Consider the following 19,264-nt stretch of genomic DNA (forward strand, 5'->3'; position numbering starts at 1 on the left):
CCCGTCCAAATCGCGCCTTCCCCCCCACCCCCCGATGCGCTAGAGCCGATCTGAAAAAGTTTTCGGACAACGAAAGGAACGCTCATGGCCAATGTGGTGGTTGTCGGCGCGCAGTGGGGCGACGAAGGCAAGGGCAAGATCGTGGACTGGCTTTCGGAACGCGCCGACGTGATCGCGCGCTTTCAGGGCGGTCACAGTGCGGGCCACACGCTGGTCATCGGCGACAAGGTCTTCAAGCTCTCGCTGCTTCCCTCGGGGATCGTGCGGGAAAACAAGCTGGCCGTGATCGGCAACGGCGTCGTGCTGGACCCCTGGGCACTGTTTGCCGAGATCGACAAGCTGGCGGGGCAGGGCGTCCGGATCTCGACCGAGAACCTGATGATCGCGGAAAACACGCCGCTGATCCTGCCGCTGCACCAGGACCTAGACAAGCTGCGCGAGGAAGCCGCGGGCAAGGCCAAGATCGGCACCACCGGCCGCGGCATCGGACCCGCCTACGAGGACAAGGTCGGCCGCCGCACGATCCGCGTCGCCGACCTGGGCGACGAGGAGACGCTGGATGCGCGCCTCGACCGCCTGCTGGCCCATCACGATGCGCTGCGCCAGGGCCTGGGTGCGACGCCTATCGACCGGGCCGAGCTGAAGGCGAAGCTGATGGAGGTGGCGCCGAAGCTGCTGCCCTATGCGCAGCCGGTCTGGAAGATCATGGCCGATGCCCGCAAGTCCGGCAAACGCATCCTGTTTGAAGGCGCGCAAGGCTCGCTTCTGGACATCGACTTCGGGACCTATCCCTATGTGACTTCGTCCACGACGATGTCTGGCGCGGCCGCCAGCGGCACCGGCATGGGGCCGGGCGCGATCGGCTTCGTTCTGGGGATCGTCAAGGCCTATACCACCCGCGTCGGCGAAGGCCCGTTCCCGACCGAACTGGACGACGCCGACGGCCAGCGGCTGGGTGAGCGGGGCCACGAGTTCGGCACCGTCACCGGCCGCAAGCGCCGCTGCGGCTGGTTCGATGCCGTGCTGGTGCGCCAGACCTGCGCGATCAGCGGCGTGAACGGCATCGCGCTGACCAAGCTGGACGTGCTCGACGGGTTCGAGACGCTGAAGATCTGCACCGGCTATCAGATCGACGGCGTGACCTATGACTATCTGCCGACCGCCGCCGCGCTGCAGGCGAAGGTGACCCCTGTTTATGAAGAGATGGAGGGATGGCAGGAATCCACCGCCGGGGCCCGCAGCTGGGCGGATCTGCCCGCCGCCGCGATCAAGTATGTGCGCCGGGTCGAGGAACTGATCCAGTGCCCCGTCGCGTTGCTGTCGACCAGCCCCGAACGCGACGACACGATCCTGGTGACCGACCCCTTCGCCGATTGATCGCATCCCGCCACGGCAGGGGGACCCCCGTCCCCCGAACCCCTTGGCGGACATCTCGGGACCAAACCAGGAGCGACGGATGAACCTGAAGACCCGCAAGCGCCTGTCGATCCTGATCCTGGTGGTCGGGATGCCGCTTTATGTCGTGGTGGCGGTGACGCTGATGAACTGGCTGGATGCCCGCTTCGGGCGTCAGCCGATCTGGGTCGAGGTGGGGCTCTACGTCCTGCTGGGCATCCTCTGGGCGCTGCCGTTCCGGCGCGTCTTCAGCGGCGTCGGCAGGGGCGAATGACTGCGCGCCCCGTCTGCGACAGCCGGGGCGTGACGGTCATCGGCGGCGGCGCGGTCGGGCCCGCCGATCTTGCGGCCGCGCTGGCCGTCGCACCGGTGCTGGTCGCGGCGGACGGTGGCGCCGACCGGGCGCTGGCGCTTGGTCATCCGCCCGATTGGGTCATCGGCGATCTGGACAGCATCTCGGGCCAGGCGCGGCGGATGGTGCCCGCCGACCGCGTCATGCACGTGGCCGAACAGGACAGCACCGACTTCGTCAAATGCCTGTCCCGAATTGCGGCGCCCTTGATCATGGCCGTGGGCTTTGCGGGGCTGCGGCTGGATCACACGCTGGCCGCGCTGACGGCCATCGTCGCGCCCGCGGCGCCGCGGGTCATCATGCTGGCCACGGACGACGTGGTCTTCGCCTGTCCGCCGCGCCTCACCCTGCCGCTGATGCCGGGAACGCGGGTGTCGCTGTTCCCGATGGGGCCGGCACGAGGCGTCAGCAGCGGGCTCGAATGGCCGGTCGAAGGGATCGAGTTCACGCCGGGGGGGCGGGTCGGCACCTCGAATCGCGCCACCGGGCTGGTGACGCTGCGGATCGAGGGGCAGATGCTGCTGATGCTGCCGCGCGACTGCCTTGGAACGGTGCTGACCGCGCTGACGCACTGAGCGCCCGGTTGTCGGCGCGCCCAGGATGGCCTATCTGAGGGGCGAACCCCGGAGGCCGCCCATGTCGCTGAACCCGATCCGTCCCTGGCGCAACATCGAGCGTCGCAAGTCCCGCCAGATCATGGTCGGCAACGTGCCGGTCGGCGGCGACGCGCCGATCAGCGTGCAGACGATGACCAATACCAACGGCCACGACGTCCGCGCGACGCTGGACCAGGTGATCCGCGCCGCCGATGCCGGCGCCGACATCGTGCGGATCAGCGCCCCCGACCAGGAAACGACGCGGGCGTTGAAGGAGATCTGCCGCGAAAGCCCGGTGCCGATCGTCGCGGACATCCACTTCCACTACAAGCGCGCGATCGAGGCCGCCGAGGCGGGCGCCGCCTGCCTGCGCATCAATCCCGGCAATATCGGCGACGAGACGCGCGTGCGCGAGGTCATCAAGGCCGCGCGCGACCACGGCTGTTCGATCCGCATCGGCGTCAACGCGGGCAGCCTGGAGCGTCACCTGCTGGAGAAATACGGAGAGCCCTGTCCCGACGCGATGGTCGAAAGCGGGTTGGATCACATCAAGATCCTGCAGGACAACGACTTTCACGAGTTCAAGATCAGTGTGAAGGCCAGCGACGTCTTCCTGGCTGCCGCCGCGTATCAGCAGCTGGCCGAGGCGACCGATGCCCCGATCCACCTGGGGATCACCGAGGCCGGCGGCTTCGTCGGCGGCACGGTCAAGTCGGCGGTGGGCCTGGGCAACCTTCTGTGGGCCGGGATCGGCGACACGATCCGCGTCAGCCTGTCGGCCGATCCGGTCGAGGAGGTGAAGGTCGGTTTCGAGATCCTCAAGTCGCTGGGCCTGCGGACGCGCGGCGTCCAGATCATCAGCTGCCCCAGCTGCGCCCGCCAGGGTTTCGATGTCATCAAGACCGTCGAGGCGCTGGAAAAGCGGCTGGAGCATATCAAGACGCCGATGAGCCTGTCGATCATCGGCTGCGTGGTGAACGGTCCCGGAGAGGCGCTGATGACCGATCTGGGCTTCACCGGTGGCGGGGCAGGCAGCGGCATGGTCTACATGGCCGGCAAGCAGAGCCACAAGCTGTCGAACGACCAGATGGTCGATCACATCGTGCAACTGGTCGAGGAGCGGGCCGAGAAGCTGGAAGCCGAGGCCGCGCAGAACCATGCCGCCGAATAGGCAGCGCGACGCCGTCAGCCGGGCAGGGTGACGATGTTCGCACCCCGCCGCGTCGCGACAACGGTGTGTTCGTACTGCACGACCGGCGCATCCGGCGTGGCATAGAGCGTCCATTCGTCGTCGCCGGGCTCGGCCCACATCCCGCCGCGTGACAGGAAGGGCTCGACCGTCAGGACAAGGCCGTCATGCATGCGCCGCCTGTCGCCCCTGCTGGGCCAAGTCGCGATCTCCTCGGGGTACTCGTGGAGAGACCTGCCGACGCCGTGGCTCGCCAGGTTGCGGATCAGGGTGTAGCCGCGCTTCCTGGCGAAGGTGCCGATGGCTTGGCCAATGCCCGCCAGGGGCTTGTCATGGCCGACCTGCGCGATGCCGATCTGCATGGCCCGCCTGCCGTCCCGGCAGAGGCGGTCCAGCGGCGGCCGCACGGACCCCAGCGCAAATGTCGCGCCCGTGTCGGCGAAGTAGCCGTTCAACGAGGCGGAGACGTCGATGTTCACAAGGTCGCCCGCCGCCAGCCTGCGATTGCCGGGGATGCCATGGGCAATCTCTTCGTTGACGCTGATGCAGGTCGCGCCGGGAAAGCCGTAGGTCGCCCGAGGCGCGGGAACGGCGCCCTCGCGTTCCAGCAGCGTCTGGCCGATGCCGTCCAATTCGGCCGTCGTCATTCCGGGCTCCATCGCTGCGGCCATGGCGTGCATGGTGTTGGCAACGATCCGACCAATCTTCCGGAGCGCGTCGAGTTCGTCCTGTTGCGTGATTGTCATGCCGAGGTCCCCCGCGAAGATCGAGGACCGTGCCGCGACAGGCAAGCGGCACCCAGACTAGCCACCAGTATGGCTCATGTGACGCGTCATCTGACCGCCGATGCCCTGGCGCGAATAGTCGAAGTCGTGCCCCTTGGGCTTGCGCGCAATGGCGGCGCGGATCGTCTCTTGCAGCGCGCGGTCGTCGGCGCTGGCGCGAAGGGGGGCGCGCAGGTCGGCATTATCTTCCTGGCCCAGGCACATGAACAGCTCTCCGGTGCAGGTGACGCGGACGCGGTTGCAGCTTTCGCAGAAATTGTGGGTCAGTGGCGTGATGAAGCCGATCTTCTGGCCCGTCTCCTCAAGCCGGACATAGCGTGCCGGGCCGCCGGTGCGTTCGGGCAGGTCGGTCAGGGTGAAGCGGCCGGCCAGCTGCGCGCGCAGGTCGGAAAGGGGCCAATACTGGTCCAGCCGGTCTTCCTCGCCCAGGTCGCCCATGGGCATGACCTCGATGAAGGTCAGGTCGTGGTCCTCGTCGCCGCACCAGCGGACCAAGTCGAACAGTTCCGAATCGTTGACCCCCTTCAGCGCAACCGCGTTGATCTTGACGCGCAGCCCGGCGGCGGTTGCGGCGCGGATGCCGTCCAGCACCTGCGGCAGGCGGCCCCAGCGGGTGATCGCCGCGAACTTGTCGGGGTCCAGCGTGTCCAGCGACACGTTGACTCGCCTGACGCCGATCTCGGCCAGTTCTGCCGCGTGCCGGGTCAGCTGGCTGCCGTTGGTGGTCAGCGTCAGTTCGTCCAGGCCATCCCCCAGATGCCGCGACACCTGCCGGAAGAACCCCATGATGCCCCGCCGGACCAGCGGTTCGCCGCCGGTGATGCGCAGCTTGCGGACGCCAAGCCCGATGAAGGCGGTGCAGAGGCGGTCCAGCTCCTCCAGCGTCAAAAGGTCGGCCTTGGGCAGGAACTGCATGTGTTCGGCCATGCAATAGACGCAGCGGAAGTCGCAGCGATCCGTGACCGAGACCCGCAGGTAGGTAATGGGCCGGGCGAAAGGGTCGATCAGGGGGGCGTGCATGTCCATCGCGACAATGTAGGCGCGCGGACGGCCGCTCACAAGCGCGCCGGTACCGTCCGCCGGTGGTGGACGTTCCGGTGCGGGCAGGGCTAAGCTGCCCCGAACGACCCCAGCAGAGGCTTTCCATGCGCACCGCTTCCCTTGCCCTGACCGCGGCCTGTGGCCTGATCCTTGCCGGCTGCACCCAGATGGCGTCCACGCAGTCCCGCCCCGGCACCGCCACCACCGAAACGCCGCCCGCCACGGCGGCAACGGCGGTCACCCGCGCCCCGGCGCCGCGGCCCGTCGCCCGCGCGACGCCCGCGCAATTGGATACCACCACGGCCGACCAGCGCGCCGCTGCGGCCGAAGCCCCCGCGCAGGCCGAAACGCGGCTTGGCACCACCGTGGGCTCGCTTGGCAACCCGGCCGAGGGCGGGTTCTGGATCAAGACGCCGCTGGTGCAGGAACGCGCCATGGGCCGCGTCGTGAACCCGGCCACCGGCAAATCCGCCAAGGTCGAGCTGATCCCACTCGGCGGCGGCGGCAGCGGCAGCCAGGTCTCGCTTCCGGCGCTGCAGCTGCTGGGCGTGCCGCTGACCGACCTGCCCACGCTCGAGGTCTACAGGTCCTGAGCGGCCCGCGCGTCCCGATCGGCCCGCCAGGCGGCGGCGCGGGCCGGGTCGTGCTTGTCCAGGTCCCGCAGCCAGGCATCGACCGCCTGGCGAACCGCGCCGTTGCGGTCCTGCGACAGATCAAGCGCCCAGGCCAGCACGCGCTCTCGGACCGCATGATCGGCGGGTTTGAGGTTGTTCATACGAGCCCAGGGCCCCGTCCCCACCAGCACCGACCGTCGCAGCCAAGGGTTCGCGTCCTGCACCCAGGCCTCGACCTGGTCCAGCCGGTCGGGCAGGGCCGCCAGCCGGCGCGAGGCCGCGGCCATGACGGCGTCGCCGATCTCGGCCCCGTCGATCTGCGGCGCCCAGTCCAGGATGACCTGCCAGGCCGCGTCGTCGGGGTGCATCCGCGCCTGCACCAGCAGCCGCGCCGCCAGCAGCCGCGCTTCGTGGACGTCGCTGTCCCAAAGCGCCTGCGCAAGCGTGACCCGACCGTCGATGTCCAGTGCGGCGCGCCACTGGGACGCCAGCGCCTCGATCCGCGCGGGCGGCACACCAAGCGTCTCGCGGCCGCTCTTGTGGCGGGCGGCGGTGCGGGCGGCGCGGTCGGGGTCGGCCTCGGCGCGAAGGCGGTCAAGTTCCTGCATGGGCTTCTCCTGATTGACGGGCCCTTCTAAGGCCGCGGGCGGGCAGTCTCAAGAAGGTGGTGGAAGCGCGGCTGCGGCCAAGCTAGAAGGCCAACGAAACCACGAGGTAGCCCATGTCGCATTCCGCCGAACCCCGTCCGATGACCTCGCGCCGCTGCGGCCCGCTGACGGGAGAGGCGCTGGTGCCGGGCGACAAGTCGATCAGCCACCGCGCCCTGATCCTGGGCGCCATGGCGGTTGGGGAAACCCGCATCACCGGCCTGCTGGAAGGCCAGGACGTGCTGGACACGGCCCGCGCCATGGCGGCCTTTGGCGCGCAGGTGACGCAGAACGGCCCCGGCGACTGGTCGGTCCACGGCGTCGGCGTCGGCGGCTTTCGGTCCCCCGAGGGCGTGATCGATTGCGGTAATTCCGGCACCGGCGTACGGCTGATCATGGGTGCCATGGCCACCACGCCGATCACGGCGACCTTCACCGGCGACGCAAGCCTGTCGCGCCGCCCGATGGCCCGCGTGACCGACCCGCTGGCGCAGTTCGGCGCGCGCATCACCACCCGCGAGGGGGGGCGGCTGCCCATCACCATCGAAGGGGCGCAGGACCCGGTGCCGGTCACTTATCGCACCCCGGTCGCCAGCGCGCAGATCAAGTCGGCGATCCTGCTGGCGGGTCTGAACGTTCCCGGCGATACGGTTGTCATCGAATCCGAGGCCACGCGCGACCATTCCGAGCGCATGCTGGCGGGCTTTGGCGCCGAGGTCACCACCGAAACCACGCCCGAGGCTCACAGGATCACCCTGAAAGGCCGCCCCGAGCTGCGCCCGCAGCCCGTCGCCGTGCCGCGCGATCCCTCCAGTGCCGCCTTTCCGGTCGCTGCCGCGTTGATCGTCCCTGGGTCCGAAATCCGGGTGCCGGGCGTCAGCCGCAACCCGACCCGCGACGGGCTCTATGTCACGCTGCAAGAGATGGGCGCCGACATCACCTTCGAGAATACCCGCGAAGAGGGCGGAGAGCCTGTCGCCGATCTGGTCGTGCGCTACGGCCCGCTGAAGGGCGTCAGCGTCCCGGCGGACCGCGCCGCCAGCATGATCGACGAATTTCCCATCCTCTCGGTCATCGCCAGCTTTGCAGAAGGCGCGACGGTCATGAACGGCGTCTCGGAGCTGCGCGTCAAGGAAAGCGACCGCATCGACGCCATGGCCCGGGGCCTCGAGGCGAACGGCGTCACGGTCGAGGAAACGCCTGACAGCATGACCGTTCACGGCATGGCGCACGTTCCGGGCGGCGGGCGGGCCGTCACCCATCTTGACCACCGTATCGCGATGAGCTTCCTGATCCTGGGGCTGGCCACTGAGAACCCGGTGACCATCGACGACGCGGGCCCGATCACGACGTCGTTCCCGGACTTCGTGCCCCTGATGACGCGCCTCGGCGGCGACCTGTCCTGACGCCGCGCCCCGGCCTCAAGACGGCCGGGGGTAGCCCACCCCCGCCAGAGCCACGCGGATTTCCTCCAGGATCGCGGGGTCGTCGATCGTCGCGGGTGCCTTGACCTCGGTGCCATCGGCGATCTTGGCCATCGTCGCGCGCAGGATCTTGCCCGATCGCGTCTTCGGCAGGCGGTCGACCACGCAGGCGGTCTTGAAGGCCGCCACCGGCCCGATCCGGTCGCGCACCATTGCCACAACCTCGGCCGCGACCTTGGCGGGTTCGGTCGCCGCCCCCTTCTTCAGGCACAGCAGCCCCAGCGGCGCCTGACCCTTCAGCGGGTCCGCCACGCCGATCACCGCGCATTCCGCAACCGCGGGATGGGAGGCGAGAACCTCCTCCATCCCGCCCGTCGACAGGCGATGCCCCGCCACGTTGATCACGTCATCCGTGCGCGACATGATGTAGACATAGCCGTCGTTGTCGACGTAGCCGGCGTCGCCCGTTTCGTAGTAGCCGGGGAAGTGGTCCAGATACGCCTTGCGAAGGCGGTCCTCGGCGTTCCAAAGCGTCGGCAGCGTGCCGGGCGGCAAGGGCAGGCGGATCGCGATGGCGCCGAGCGTGCCCGGCGCGACGGGATGTCCGGCCTCGTCCAAAACCTGCACGTCATAACCCGGCATCGGCAGGGTCGGACTGCCCTTCTTGATCGGCAGAAGCTCGACCCCGAACGGGTTGGCGGCGATGGCCCAACCGGTTTCCGTCTGCCACCAGTGATCGATGACCGGGACGTTCAGGCGGTCTTCGCACCAGGTGATCGTGTCGGGGTCGGCGCGTTCGCCGGCCAGGAACAGCGCCTGCAACGACGACAGGTCGTATTGCGCGACCAGCTTGCCTTCGGGATCCTCGCGCTTGACTGCGCGGATGGCAGTCGGGGCGGTGAAGAACGACTTGACCTTGTGGTCGGCGACGACACGCCAGAAGGTGCCGGCGTCCGGGGTGCCGACGGGCTTGCCCTCGAACATGACGGTGGTCGCGCCGGCAATCAACGGACCATAGACGATATAGCTGTGGCCCACGACCCAGCCCACGTCGGACGCCACCCAGAAGACGTCGCCGGGTCCGATGCCATAGATGTGCGGCACGCTCCAGGCCAGGGCGACAAGGTGACCGGCAGTGTGGCGCACGACGCCCTTCGGCTGGCCCGTCGTGCCCGAAGTATACAGGATATAGGCCGGGTGGTTCCCCTCGACCGGCAGGCAGTCCACCGGCGCGGCCCCGGCGACGGCCGTGGACCAGTCGAGGTCGCGGCCCTCGACCATGTCGGCCTGGCATTCGGGGCGCTGGAAGACGACGGTGAAGTCGGGCTTGTGCTTCGCCTGAGAGATGGCGCAATCCATCAGCGGCTTGTACGCGACGACCCGGCCCGGCTCCAACCCGCACGAGGCGGCGATGATCGCGCGCGGCTTGGCGTCGTCGATCCTGACCGCCAGTTCATGCGCCGCGAAGCCGCCGAAGACGACCGAGTGGATCGCGCCGATCCGGGCGCAGGCCAGCATCGCCTGCAGCGCCTCGGGGATCATCGGCATGTAGATGATGACGCGGTCGCCCTTGCCGACGCCGTGCGCCGCCAGAACGCCGGCCAGCCGCGCCACCTGGTCCTGCAGCTGGGCATAGGTCAGGCGGCTGACACTGCCGGTCATCGGGCTGTCATGGATCACGGCCAAGCGGTCGCCATGCCCCGCCTGCACATGGCGGTCGATGGCGTTCCAGCAGGTGTTCACCATCCCGTCCGAGAACCATTCCCCCGCCGGTCCCTGGTCGAAGAAGGCGCGGCTTGGTGGCGCGGACCAGTCGATCGCCCCGGCGGCGTTCATCCAGAACGCTTCGGGGTTTGCCTGCCAATCCGCGTGAATCTCCCGATAGCCCATCTCATCCTCCCTCTGGATGAGAATGTGTTACGAACCGTCGTCCGCGCAGGCAACCGTGTTAGCGTGACCGGCGAAGCCGCGTCTGCAACTTTGGCACCGAATCTCAGGAATTGGTTTGCAAACCGACCCATGCAGCAAAAACACCTTGGCTGCACGGGTCGGTTTGCAGAAAGCGCTGCCGGGTCAGCCGTAATGGGCCACGGGCGTGCCCGCGAGAACGCTCATGTTCAGAAGGCCGCGCGTGGTGATCGAGGGCGTCACGATATGGGCGCGGTTGCCCATGCCCATCAGGATCGGCCCGACCTCCAGCCCGCCGGCCCGCATCTTCAGCGCGTTCCTGACGCCGGATGCCGCGTCTGTGCCCGCGAAGACCAGAACGTTCGCCACCCCCTGCAGGCGCGAATTCGGGAAGATCCGCGCCCGCAGGTCCGGGTCCAGCGCGGCGTCCACGTGCATTTCGCCGTCATACATGAAGTCGGGCTCGCGCGCGTCCAGAAGCGCCAGCGCCTCGCGCATCTTGCGACCCGAGGGGCTGTCGGTGTTACCGAACTGCGAATGGCTGCACAGCGCGATCTGCGGCGTCAGGCCAAAGCGGCGGACGTGGCGGGCGGCGCCCAACACGGCCTCCATCACCTGCTGGGGCGTCGGATCGTTGTGGCACTGGGTGTCGGCGATGAACAGCGGGCCTTCTTCCAAAATGATCATCGACAGCGCACCGATCGGGTGCAGCCCGTCGCGCGCCAGGATCTGGCGGACATATTGCAGGTGCCAGCTGTATTGCCCGAAGGTGCCGCAGATCAGGCTGTCTGCCTCGCCCCGGTGGACCATCACCGAGCCGATGGCCGTGGTGTTGGTGCGCATGATCGCCCGAGCGATGTCCGGGCTGACGCCGCGACGTTCCATCAGCTTGTGATAAGTTTCCCAGTAATCGCGATAGCGAGGGTCGTTCTCGGGGTTCACGATCTCGAAGTCGCGTTCGGGACGGATGGGAAGGCCCGCGCGTTCGGCGCGCATGGCGATGACGTCGGGGCGGCCGATCAGGATCGGGACGTCGGTCGTCTCCTCCAGCATGGCGTTGGCGGCGCGCAGGACGCGCTCGTCCTCGCCCTCAGCAAAGACGATGCGACGGGTGGCGGTCGCGGCGGCCTCGAAGACCGGGCGCATGATCAGGGCAGAACGGAAGACCGAGCCGTCGAGCTTCTGCTTGTAGGCCGCAAGGTCCTCCAGCGGGCGGGTGGCCACGCCGGTTTCCATCGCGGCGCGGGCGACGGCGCTGCTGACGACGCCCACCAGGCGGGGGTCGAAGGGCTTGGGGATCAGATAGTCCGGCCCGAAGGTCAGCGTCTCGCCGCGATAGGCGGCGGCGGCTTCGGCGGCGGTGGTAGCGCGGGCCAGCGCCGCGATACCCTCGATGCAGGCGATCTTCATCTCGTCGTTGATCGTGGTCGCGCCCACGTCCAGCGCACCGCGGAAGATGAACGGGAAGCAGAGGACGTTGTTCACCTGGTTGGGAAAGTCGCTGCGGCCCGTCGCGATGATCGCGTCAGGGCTGACGGCGCGCGCGGCCTCGGGGTCGATTTCGGGGTTCGGGTTCGCCAGGGCGAAGATGATCGGGCGCGCGGCCATCCGTCCCACCATCTCGGGCGTGAGGACGCCGGGGCCCGAGAGGCCCAGGAACAGGTCGGCGCCGTCTATCACGTCCGACAGCGTGCGCTTGTCGGTCGCCTGCGCATAGGCGGCCTTTTGCGGGTTCATGTCGATCTCGCGTTCCTCATGAACCAGCCCGTGGATGTCGCAGAGCCACACGTTCTCGCGCCGCACCCCCAGCTTCAGCAGCATGTCGAGGCAGGCGATGCCGGCCGCGCCGCCGCCGGTGGACACGATCTTGATGTCCCCGAACTGCTTTTCGGCGAGGCGCAGCGCGTTGGTGGCCGCCGCGCCCACGACGATGGCGGTGCCGTGCTGGTCATCGTGGAAGACGGGGATGTTCATCCGTTCGCGGCAGATCCTTTCGACGATGAAGCAGTCGGGGGCCTTGATGTCTTCCAGGTTGATCGCGCCGAAGGTCGGCTCCAGCGCGCAGACGATCTCGGCCAGCTTTTCGGGGTCGGGCTGGTTCACCTCGATGTCGAAGCAGTCGATATTGGCGAACTTCTTGAAGAGGACCGCCTTCCCCTCCATCACCGGCTTCGAGGCCAAAGCGCCGATATTGCCAAGGCCCAGCACGGCGGTGCCGTTGCTGACCACGGCCACCAGGTTGCCGCGGCTGGTATAGCGGGCGGCGGTGGTGGGGTCGGCCTTGATCTCCAGGCAAGCCTCGGCGACACCCGGCGAATAGGCGCGTGAAAGGTCGCGGCCGTTCGCCATCGGCTTTGTAGCGCGGATCTCCAGCTTACCCGGCCGCGGGAATTCGTGATAATCAAGTGCGGCCTGCCGGGCGCTGTCCTGCCTGCGTTCTTCCATCTCTGCCCCTCCGGTTTCGGGATTGGTTTACCGTTAAACCAATTCCATGGCGGGGAACAGCGGGGTTCTGCCGGAAGGAATTTCGCGACGTCTTGCACAGCGCCCGGTGCAGGCGCAGATTGGGCCGACGACAGGATGAAGGGAAAGCGATGTCACTTCTGGATGCGGCCCGCGAGGTGCGCGAACGGGCCTATGTGCCCTATTCGAAGTTCAAGGTCGGCGCGGCGGTCCGCGGGGCCTCGGGCGCCGTCTATCGCGGCTGCAACGTCGAGAACGTGGCCTATCCCGAGGGCACCTGCGCCGAGGCCGGCGCCATCGCCGCCATGGTCGCCGCCGGAGAGACGCGGCTGGTCGAGGTCGCGGTCATCGCCGACAGCCCCAGCCCCGTGCCCCCCTGCGGCGGATGCCGGCAGAAGCTGGCCGAGTTCGGGTCCGCCGACGTGCCCGTGACGCTGGCCACGACCGACGGCGGCAGCCTGCGGACCACCGTCGGCGACCTGCTTCCGGGCCGCTTCGATGCGGGCCACATGGCGCGGTCATGACCGATCCACGGCCGGTGATCGCGTCGATCCGCGACGGTCGCGGGCTGGACGGGCCGGGGGCCGCGCTGATCGCGCAGGGGCTGGCCGACGGGTCGGTCAGCGATGCGCAGGCAGGGGCCTTTGCCATGGCGGTGCTGACCAAGGGCGTCGGCACCAAGGGACGGGTCGCGCTGACCCGGGCGATGCGCGATTCGGGGCATGTGCTGCAATGGGACCTGCCGGGACCGGTGCTGGACAAGCATTCGACCGGCGGCATCGGCGACACGGTCAGCCTGGTGCTGGCGCCGCTGCTGGCAGCGCGCGGCTGTTTCGTGCCGATGATCTCGGGCCGCGGACTTGGTCACACCGGTGGCACATTGGACAAGCTGGAGGCGATCCCGGGCTTTGTCTGCGAACAGCCCGAGGAGGACCTGCGCCGCATCATCCGGCAGGTCGGTTGTGCGATCGTGTCCCCAACGGTCGACGTCGTACCGGCGGACCGGCGGCTTTACGCCATCCGCGACGAATCGGGGACGGTGGAATCGATTGACCTCATCACGGCCTCGATCCTGTCGAAGAAGCTGGCGGCGGGGCTGGATGCGCTGGTCCTGGACGTCAAGGCGGGGTCCGGGGCGATCCTGAAAAAGCCCGACAGCGCGGCGCGTCTGGCGCAGGCGCTGGTGGAAACCGCCAACGGGGCCGGGTGCCCGACGGCGGCGCTGATCACCGACATGGACCAGCCGCTGGCCCGCAGCGCCGGCAACGCGCTGGAGGTGGCCGAGGCGATCCGCGTCCTGCGAGGAGAGGCGGGAGCGCTACGCGACCTGACGCTGGCGCTGGCCGCCGAATGCCTGGCACTGGCGGGGCAGCCAGTCGAAGGGCTGGAGGCGACGCTGGACAACGGCGCCGCGGCCGAGGTCTTTGGCCGCATGGTTGCGGCGCAAGGCGGCCCGCGCGACCTGCTGGACCGGCCCGAGGCGCATCTGCGTGCCGCGCCTGTCGTCCGCCCTGTGCCCGCCTCGGAGGGCCGTGTCGGGCGCATCGACGTGACGGCGCTTGGCCATGCGGTACTGGCGCTTGGCGGCGGCCGGGTTCGCGCGGGCGAACGCATCGACCATTCCGTGGGGCTGGACGGGATGGCGAAGCTGGGCGAACCCGTCGGCCCTGATCGCCCGTTGGCGATGGTCCATGCCGCCGACGACACCGCCGCCGAAATAGCCATCGTCGCCGTTCAGGCCGCCTATGCCTTGGGCGACGCGGCGCCCGGTCCGCTGGTCCGCGACAGGATCACCGCATGAGCCGCGCCTTCCTGATCGTCATGGACAGCGTCGGCATCGGCGGCGCGCCGGATGCCTGCCGCTTCTTCAACGCAGGCCTGCCCGACACCGGCGCCAATACCGTGGGCCATATCGCGCAGGTGCACGGGTTGCACATGCCGGTGTTGGACGGGCTTGGATTGGGCGCGGCCGTGCAGCTGGCATCGGGCGCGGACGCGCCGGGCTTGGACGCGACGCCGCAGGGGCTTTGGGGTGCGGCGACCGAGACTTCGCCCGGCAAGGACACCCCCTCGGGTCATTGGGAGATTGCGGGCGTGCCGGTCCATTGGGACTGGACCTATTTCCCCAACCGCCAGCCGGCCTTCCCCCCCGAGGTGACGGAACGGATCTGCCAGCTGGCCGGGACCGACGGCATCCTGGGCGACTGCCATGCCTCTGGCACGCAGGTGATCGACGATTTCGGGGCCAAGCATCTGCGGACGGGCTGGCCGATCTGCTATACCTCGGTCGACAGCGTCCTGCAGATCGCCGCGCACGAGGAGGTCTTCGGGCTGCAGCGCCTGATCGACCTGTGCCGCGACCTTGCGCCGATGCTGCACCGGATGCGCGTGGGTCGCGTCATCGCGCGTCCCTTCGTGGGCCAGCCCGGCGAGTTTCGCCGCACCGCTCACCGCCGCGATTTCGCCATGGCCGCCCCGGGCGACACGATCCTGGAGATCGCGCACAAGGCGGGCCGGGCGACGCACGCGATCGGGAAGATCGGCGACATCTTCAGCCACCGCGGCATCACTCACCTGCACAAGGGCAACGGAGATGCGGCCCTGGCCGAGCACTTGGTCCGGCTGGGACAAGAGGCCGAGCCCGGCAGCCTGACGTTCGCCAATTTCGTTGAGTTCGACACAAACTTCGGCCATCGCCGCGATGTCGAGGGCTATGCCCGGCAATTGGAATGGTTCGACACCGTCGCGGGGCGCTTCCTTGCGACGCTTCGCCCGGGCGACCTGGCGATCTTCACCGCCGACCACGGAAACGATCCGACCTGGCGCGGCACTGACCATACGCGCGAACGCGTGCCTGTTCTGGCGCATGGGGCAGGGGCGCGAAACGTCGGGCTGGTCGGCTTCAGCGACATCGGCGCGTCGGTCCTGGCCCATCTGGGCCTTCCCGCGCCGCAGCACGGAGCAAGCTTCCTGTGAAGACGATTGAATTGCACCTGCACCTGGAAGGCGCGGCCCCGCCCGACTTCATCCGCTCCATCGCCGCTGAAAAGCGCGCCGACCTGTCGGGCGTGTTCGATGTGCGCGGGCACTATGCCTATGACGATTTCGCGGGCTTCCTGCGCTGCTACGAGGCCGCCACCAGCGTCCTGACCAGCCCGCGCGACTATGCCCGTCTGCTGGCCGAGGTGCTGGAGCGCTGCGCCGAAGAAGGCGTCGTCTATGCCGAACTGTTCGTGTCACCCGAGTTCTGCGGCGGCGGCGACCTGACCGCCTGGCGCGATTTTCTGGCTGCAATGGAGGAGGTCGCCGCAAAGGCTCGCACCGATGGCATCGACAGTCGCGGCATCGTCACGCCGATCCGCCATTTCGGTGCAGACCGCGCGCGGAAGTCGGCGGTCTGTGCCGCCGAAACCGCGGGCGGCTGGATCACCGGCTTTGGCCTCGGCGGCGCCGAGCAGGTGGGCCACGCCACCGACTTCGCCTGGAGCTTCGACTGCGCAAAGGAGGCGGGGCTGGGCCTCACCTGCCACGCTGGCGAGTGGGCGGGCCCCGACAGCATCCGGGCCGCGCTGGAGCTTGGTTGCACGCGCATCGGCCACGGCGTCCGCGCCATCGAGGACCCTGCGCTGGTCCGCGATCTGGCGGAATGCGCCATCACGCTGGAAATCTGTCCAGGCTCGAACATCGCGCTCGGCCTATACCCCGACTGGAAGGCGCATCCGGTCGCTCGGCTGGCGGATGCCGGCGTCCGCGTCACCGTCTCCACCGACGACCCGCCGTTTTTCCACACGACGATGCGTCACGAATACGACCGCCTTGCCACCACCTTTGGCTGGGGCGATACCGAGTTCCGACAGATCAACCTCTGGGCCGCCGAGGCCGCGTTCTGCGAGGACGCCACCCGGGAGCGGCTGAAAAAGGAATACGCGTGATGCAACATCTGACCATCGTCGATCACCCGCTTGTCAGCCACAAGCTGTCGATCATGCGGCAGAAAGATGTCTCGACCGCCGGTTTCCGCCGTCTGCTGCGCGAAATCAGCCTGCTGTTGGCCTACGAGGTGACGCGCGAACTGGAACTGACGACGACGCGGATCGTAACGCCGCTGCAGGAAATGGACGCCCCCACGCTGGAGGGCAAGAAGCTCGCCCTGATCTCGATCCTGCGGGCGGGGAACGGGTTGCTGGACGGCATCCTGGAACTGATTCCCGGCGCGCGGGTCGGCTTCATCGGGCTTTACCGCGACCCCGAGACGCTGAAACCGGTCGAGTACTACTGCAAGGTGCCTTCGGCTCTGGATGCGCGGATGACGATCGTGGTCGATCCGATGCTGGCGACCGGCAACTCTTCGGTCGCGGCCATCGACATGCTGAAGGCGCGGGGTGCGCGAAACCTGCGGTTTCTGTGCCTGCTGGCCGCCCCCGAGGGGGTCGAACGCATGCGCGAGGCTCATCCCGACGTGCCGATCTTCACCGCCGCGCTGGACGAGCGTTTGGACGATCACGGCTATATCGTGCCGGGTCTGGGCGACGCGGGCGATCGGATGTTCGGAACGAAATGAGCCTGCGTTAACCGCCGCTTCAGGGTTCTGCGCTAGGTCTGGCGCAGGACAATGGACGGGTGGCAGATGACGGCGAAGTTGCGGTTCTTGGTGTTCCTGATGCTGGGCGGGGCGGCTTCGGCTTCCCCCGTTCCGCCGCCGCCGGGGGATTACCAGGGCGGTCAGTATATCGACGGGAAGGGCTGCGTGTTCACCCGCGCGGTATCGGACTGGATCGCGCGGACGGACGGTCAGGGGCAGCCGCTCTGCGGGTTTCCCCCCAGCCTCGACGTGCGCCGGACCGACCCCGGGGCAGAGCGTGTCTTGCCCCTGACGCAGTCCGAAGCTCCCCCCGACCCCCAGGCGCTGCTGATGGAGCAACTGTCCCAAGAACTGCGGTCGGGCGAATGGGCGGCAGATCCCGCCGAGCCCGAGCACCGTGCCGCGGCAGAGCCCGCGCATCGGCCAGACCCTATGCATGATGTCCTGCGAAATGCACTTGCGGCCGCGCCGTCGATGCGTGCCGCCGCAGGGCTTTCGGCCTCGCCCGAGGTTTGCGAGCGACTTGGCTACAAGTCTGGGGCGGCAGATGCGGGCCGGGGGCTGGGGCTCTGTCCCGGCATGGGCGCCGCGCCGACAATCGCCGCCGTTCCCGCTGTCGCCAAGGCGGCAGAACCCGCGCGGAAGGCTACACCTGCCGCTGCCGAGACGCCACGTCGCGCGGATGCGGCCACCTTTGCCCGACAGCCCGAACCTCGACGCGAGGCGCCTTCCGTAAGCCCGCGCCGCGCCGCGGTGCCAGCGCCCAAGCCTGCACGCGGGGCGGAGATGATCCCTGCCTCGGCGCGCTATGTGCAAGTCGGCGCCTATGCCGACGGCGAGAACGCCATGATCGTCCTGCGCGCTCTGGCTGCACGCGGCTATTCAACGGGGCAGGCCAGAGAGCGCAATGACAAAGCGACGATGCGCACCATCATGGCGGGACCATTCGCCGACCGTCAGGCCCTGATCAGGGCGTTGAACGACCTGCGCGCCAATGGCTATCCTGGCGCGGTCGCCCGCTAGGCTGCCTGACGGCGGAGCGCGCGTTGGCCGAAAGGAGCGGGCGATCAGCTGCCAGTGGCCATGTTTGGCGAGATCCTCAGGGAGCCACCTGACGAAGTTCGGCGTTGTTCTTCGTACTCCTTGAGCGCGTCGACGGGCGTCCGCCCGCTCATTGCGATTGGCGGGCACTGAGGCTTGTATAGGCGGACGTGGCGCAGGATGGCTGCGCCGTGGCCGAGTCGAACCTGCTGCGGATACCCCTTCTCTCCTTGGCATCGACACTTTCACACGTCGTGATGAGTTGTCGGTTTGCGCTCCCGGCAAAACCCGATGACTTGGCGATCACCAACTCGCGTGATGATCAGCCACATCCCGGTGCTGTCGAAGACGCACGAGATCTCACCTGTGGAAAAGCCGGATTTGGGTCATCGGATCCTAGGCATTACATGCCTCTCCGACCCGGACGCCGGCGAATCCGTGCACAGTTCCCGCAGCAACTGAATTCTTGGCATCCATGCACTGTTCCCAATGAAGTTCCCCGGCGGGAAGCAGCGGCGGAAGAACGGCCGCGAGCTTGGTTCCATTGCACTCCGTAAGCCGGCGGGGCTCTCGGTGGCATCAGGGATCCGTCGGCTCGATGTTCCAGATGGGGCTGGCAGAGGGAACAGCCTGACTCTCCAGCGCGACGAGATCGAGATCGGGAGTATAGCTCCTGTTTTTGGATTGTGAATTCTGCCCCAGGCGGGCGGCGTGATCGACGCGCTGACCACACAAGCCGAAGCCGTCGATTTGCGGCGCTTCCGGTATTACCGCCAGTTCGAAGTTTTTGCGACCATGCATCAGTTCCGTTTTCACGCCCGCAGCAGGATCTCGGAATATCGCATCGCCGCAATGATCCGACGCTTGGGTGGCCGCAGACCACCGTGCTCCGACGTATCAACAGCTTCCGCAAAAAAATCGAATCGGCATGGCCGTCTCTGCGCCGCAATGCTGATATAGCTAACGCAGCGGAAGCCGAGTTGGCGAACCTTTCTGCTTTTTCTTCGAGGAAGCCGATTGAGTGGAACTACCCCTCTCTGACGAGCGGTGCATGCAACTTATCGAATCCAAAGCTGTTTCCGGTGTCGCCGGGGAGATTTCCCGATGAGCTATGCCCGGAAATGGGTGACGCGCTGTGATCAGGCGGCGCGGTTTTTGGCGTCGATGACGCCGTCGGTGAATTTGACGCCCTCGATGACCATTGGCAACTGGTTCGCGCCCTTCAGG

General features: G+C 68.0%; 18 protein-coding genes. 12 read left to right on the forward strand and 6 right to left on the reverse strand.

The genetic code is table 11. The annotated features are described in order from the left end of the window. The first annotated feature begins 84 nt into the window (after positions 1 to 84). From OC159_RS13420 to ispG, 4 genes are all read left to right on the forward strand, one after another. On the forward strand, positions 85 to 1,377 hold the full coding sequence (locus tag OC159_RS13420; RefSeq protein ID WP_265501686.1) for an adenylosuccinate synthase: 1,293 nt from the start codon (positions 85 to 87) through the stop codon (positions 1,375 to 1,377). A gap of 79 nt (positions 1,378 to 1,456) precedes the next feature. Continuing rightward, positions 1,457 to 1,669 (forward strand): DUF2842 domain-containing protein, encoded by a 213-nt coding sequence (locus tag OC159_RS13425; RefSeq protein ID WP_265501687.1) that lies wholly within the window; start codon positions 1,457 to 1,459, stop codon positions 1,667 to 1,669. Further along, positions 1,666 to 2,322 carry a thiamine diphosphokinase gene (locus OC159_RS13430; protein ID WP_265501688.1) on the forward strand — a complete coding sequence of 219 codons (657 nt, stop codon included), beginning with the start codon at positions 1,666 to 1,668 and terminating at the stop codon, positions 2,320 to 2,322. Before OC159_RS13425 ends, OC159_RS13430 begins: the two co-directional genes overlap by 4 nt. Positions 2,323 to 2,383: 61 nt before the next feature. Continuing rightward, entirely contained in the window at positions 2,384 to 3,514 is a 1,131-nt protein-coding gene (ispG, locus tag OC159_RS13435) for a flavodoxin-dependent (E)-4-hydroxy-3-methylbut-2-enyl-diphosphate synthase (protein ID WP_265501689.1), read from the forward strand. Positions 3,515 to 3,528: 14 nt separating this feature from the next. Here ispG and map read toward each other — a convergent pair whose 3' ends face one another. Together map and moaA are read right to left on the reverse strand one after the other, a co-directional pair. Next, on the reverse strand, positions 3,529 to 4,278 hold the full coding sequence (map, locus tag OC159_RS13440) for a type I methionyl aminopeptidase (RefSeq protein ID WP_265501690.1): 750 nt from the start codon (positions 4,276 to 4,278) through the stop codon (positions 3,529 to 3,531). 57 nt (positions 4,279 to 4,335) lie between these two features. Further along, positions 4,336 to 5,343, reverse strand: a complete 1,008-nt coding sequence (gene moaA / locus OC159_RS13445) for a GTP 3',8-cyclase MoaA (protein WP_265501691.1) — start codon at positions 5,341 to 5,343, stop codon at positions 4,336 to 4,338. Positions 5,344 to 5,462: 119 nt separating this feature from the next. Here moaA and OC159_RS13450 point away from each other — a divergent pair, with 119 nt between their 5' ends. After that, positions 5,463 to 5,951, forward strand: coding sequence for a hypothetical protein (locus OC159_RS13450; RefSeq protein WP_265501692.1), 489 nt, complete (start codon positions 5,463 to 5,465; stop codon positions 5,949 to 5,951). Here OC159_RS13450 and OC159_RS13455 read toward each other — a convergent pair. Beyond that, entirely contained in the window at positions 5,939 to 6,580 is a 642-nt protein-coding gene (locus OC159_RS13455; RefSeq protein WP_265501693.1) for a DNA alkylation repair protein, read from the reverse strand. The genes OC159_RS13450 and OC159_RS13455 overlap by 13 nt on opposite strands. Positions 6,581 to 6,693: 113 nt before the next feature. On the opposite strand from OC159_RS13455, the gene aroA reads away from it, so the two are divergent. Beyond that, positions 6,694 to 8,025: a 3-phosphoshikimate 1-carboxyvinyltransferase gene (gene aroA, locus OC159_RS13460; protein ID WP_265501694.1), complete on the forward strand. Its 1,332-nt coding sequence runs from the start codon at positions 6,694 to 6,696 to the stop codon at positions 8,023 to 8,025. Positions 8,026 to 8,040: 15 nt separating this feature from the next. Here aroA and OC159_RS13465 read toward each other — a convergent pair whose 3' ends face one another. Further along, a complete protein-coding gene (locus OC159_RS13465; RefSeq protein WP_265501695.1) occupies positions 8,041 to 9,933 on the reverse strand; it encodes a propionyl-CoA synthetase in 1,893 nt (630 codons plus the stop codon). 183 nt (positions 9,934 to 10,116) lie between these two features. Further along, a complete protein-coding gene (locus tag OC159_RS13470; protein WP_265501696.1) occupies positions 10,117 to 12,396 on the reverse strand; it encodes an NADP-dependent malic enzyme in 2,280 nt (759 codons plus the stop codon). A 149-nt stretch (positions 12,397 to 12,545) separates the two neighbouring features. On the opposite strand from OC159_RS13470, the gene OC159_RS13475 reads away from it, so the two are divergent. The 6 genes from OC159_RS13475 (at position 12,546) to OC159_RS13500 (ending at position 18,019) form a co-directional block, all read left to right on the forward strand. After that, the gene (locus OC159_RS13475; RefSeq protein WP_265501697.1) at positions 12,546 to 12,938 is read left to right on the forward strand and encodes a cytidine deaminase; all 393 of its coding nucleotides are present in this window, start codon (positions 12,546 to 12,548) and stop codon (positions 12,936 to 12,938) included. After that, positions 12,935 to 14,215 (forward strand): thymidine phosphorylase, encoded by a 1,281-nt coding sequence (locus OC159_RS13480; RefSeq protein WP_265501698.1) that lies wholly within the window; start codon positions 12,935 to 12,937, stop codon positions 14,213 to 14,215. The genes OC159_RS13475 and OC159_RS13480 overlap by 4 nt, the downstream gene beginning before the upstream one ends. Further along, positions 14,212 to 15,390, forward strand: a complete 1,179-nt coding sequence (locus tag OC159_RS13485) for a phosphopentomutase (RefSeq protein WP_265501699.1) — start codon at positions 14,212 to 14,214, stop codon at positions 15,388 to 15,390. The genes OC159_RS13480 and OC159_RS13485 overlap by 4 nt, the downstream gene beginning before the upstream one ends. Then, on the forward strand, positions 15,387 to 16,346 hold the full coding sequence (locus OC159_RS13490) for an adenosine deaminase (RefSeq protein ID WP_265501700.1): 960 nt from the start codon (positions 15,387 to 15,389) through the stop codon (positions 16,344 to 16,346). Before OC159_RS13485 ends, OC159_RS13490 begins: the two co-directional genes overlap by 4 nt. Next, positions 16,346 to 16,975, forward strand: a complete 630-nt coding sequence (gene upp, locus OC159_RS13495; RefSeq protein ID WP_265501701.1) for a uracil phosphoribosyltransferase — start codon at positions 16,346 to 16,348, stop codon at positions 16,973 to 16,975. Before OC159_RS13490 ends, upp begins: the two co-directional genes overlap by 1 nt. Before the next feature lie 66 nt (positions 16,976 to 17,041). Further along, positions 17,042 to 18,019 carry an SPOR domain-containing protein gene (locus OC159_RS13500; RefSeq protein ID WP_265501702.1) on the forward strand — a complete coding sequence of 326 codons (978 nt, stop codon included), beginning with the start codon at positions 17,042 to 17,044 and terminating at the stop codon, positions 18,017 to 18,019. Positions 18,020 to 18,616: 597 nt separating this feature from the next. On the opposite strand, the gene OC159_RS13505 is transcribed toward OC159_RS13500, so the two are convergent. Continuing rightward, positions 18,617 to 18,853 (reverse strand): hypothetical protein, encoded by a 237-nt coding sequence (locus OC159_RS13505; protein ID WP_265501703.1) that lies wholly within the window; start codon positions 18,851 to 18,853, stop codon positions 18,617 to 18,619. Between the last annotated feature and the right edge of the window lie 411 nt (positions 18,854 to 19,264).

Origin of the sequence: Paracoccus beibuensis (assembly GCF_026162625.1) — a bacterium.
Classification (GTDB): domain Bacteria; phylum Pseudomonadota; class Alphaproteobacteria; order Rhodobacterales; family Rhodobacteraceae; genus Paracoccus; species Paracoccus beibuensis.

Coding starts and splice junctions, on each gene's coding strand:
- OC159_RS13420 (WP_265501686.1), top strand. CDS start 85: ATGGCCAATGTGGTGGTTGTCGGCGCGCAGTGGGGCGACGAAGGCAAG.
- OC159_RS13425 (WP_265501687.1), top strand. CDS start 1,457: ATGAACCTGAAGACCCGCAAGCGCCTGTCGATCCTGATCCTGGTGGTC.
- OC159_RS13430 (WP_265501688.1), top strand. CDS start 1,666: ATGACTGCGCGCCCCGTCTGCGACAGCCGGGGCGTGACGGTCATCGGC.
- ispG (WP_265501689.1), top strand. CDS start 2,384: ATGTCGCTGAACCCGATCCGTCCCTGGCGCAACATCGAGCGTCGCAAG.
- map (WP_265501690.1), bottom strand. CDS start 4,278: ATGACAATCACGCAACAGGACGAACTCGACGCGCTCCGGAAGATTGGT.
- moaA (WP_265501691.1), bottom strand. CDS start 5,343: ATGGACATGCACGCCCCCCTGATCGACCCTTTCGCCCGGCCCATTACC.
- OC159_RS13450 (WP_265501692.1), top strand. CDS start 5,463: ATGCGCACCGCTTCCCTTGCCCTGACCGCGGCCTGTGGCCTGATCCTT.
- OC159_RS13455 (WP_265501693.1), bottom strand. CDS start 6,580: ATGCAGGAACTTGACCGCCTTCGCGCCGAGGCCGACCCCGACCGCGCC.
- aroA (WP_265501694.1), top strand. CDS start 6,694: ATGTCGCATTCCGCCGAACCCCGTCCGATGACCTCGCGCCGCTGCGGC.
- OC159_RS13465 (WP_265501695.1), bottom strand. CDS start 9,933: ATGGGCTATCGGGAGATTCACGCGGATTGGCAGGCAAACCCCGAAGCG.
- OC159_RS13470 (WP_265501696.1), bottom strand. CDS start 12,396: ATGGAAGAACGCAGGCAGGACAGCGCCCGGCAGGCCGCACTTGATTAT.
- OC159_RS13475 (WP_265501697.1), top strand. CDS start 12,546: ATGTCACTTCTGGATGCGGCCCGCGAGGTGCGCGAACGGGCCTATGTG.
- OC159_RS13480 (WP_265501698.1), top strand. CDS start 12,935: ATGACCGATCCACGGCCGGTGATCGCGTCGATCCGCGACGGTCGCGGG.
- OC159_RS13485 (WP_265501699.1), top strand. CDS start 14,212: ATGAGCCGCGCCTTCCTGATCGTCATGGACAGCGTCGGCATCGGCGGC.
- upp (WP_265501701.1), top strand. CDS start 16,346: ATGCAACATCTGACCATCGTCGATCACCCGCTTGTCAGCCACAAGCTG.
- OC159_RS13500 (WP_265501702.1), top strand. CDS start 17,042: ATGACGGCGAAGTTGCGGTTCTTGGTGTTCCTGATGCTGGGCGGGGCG.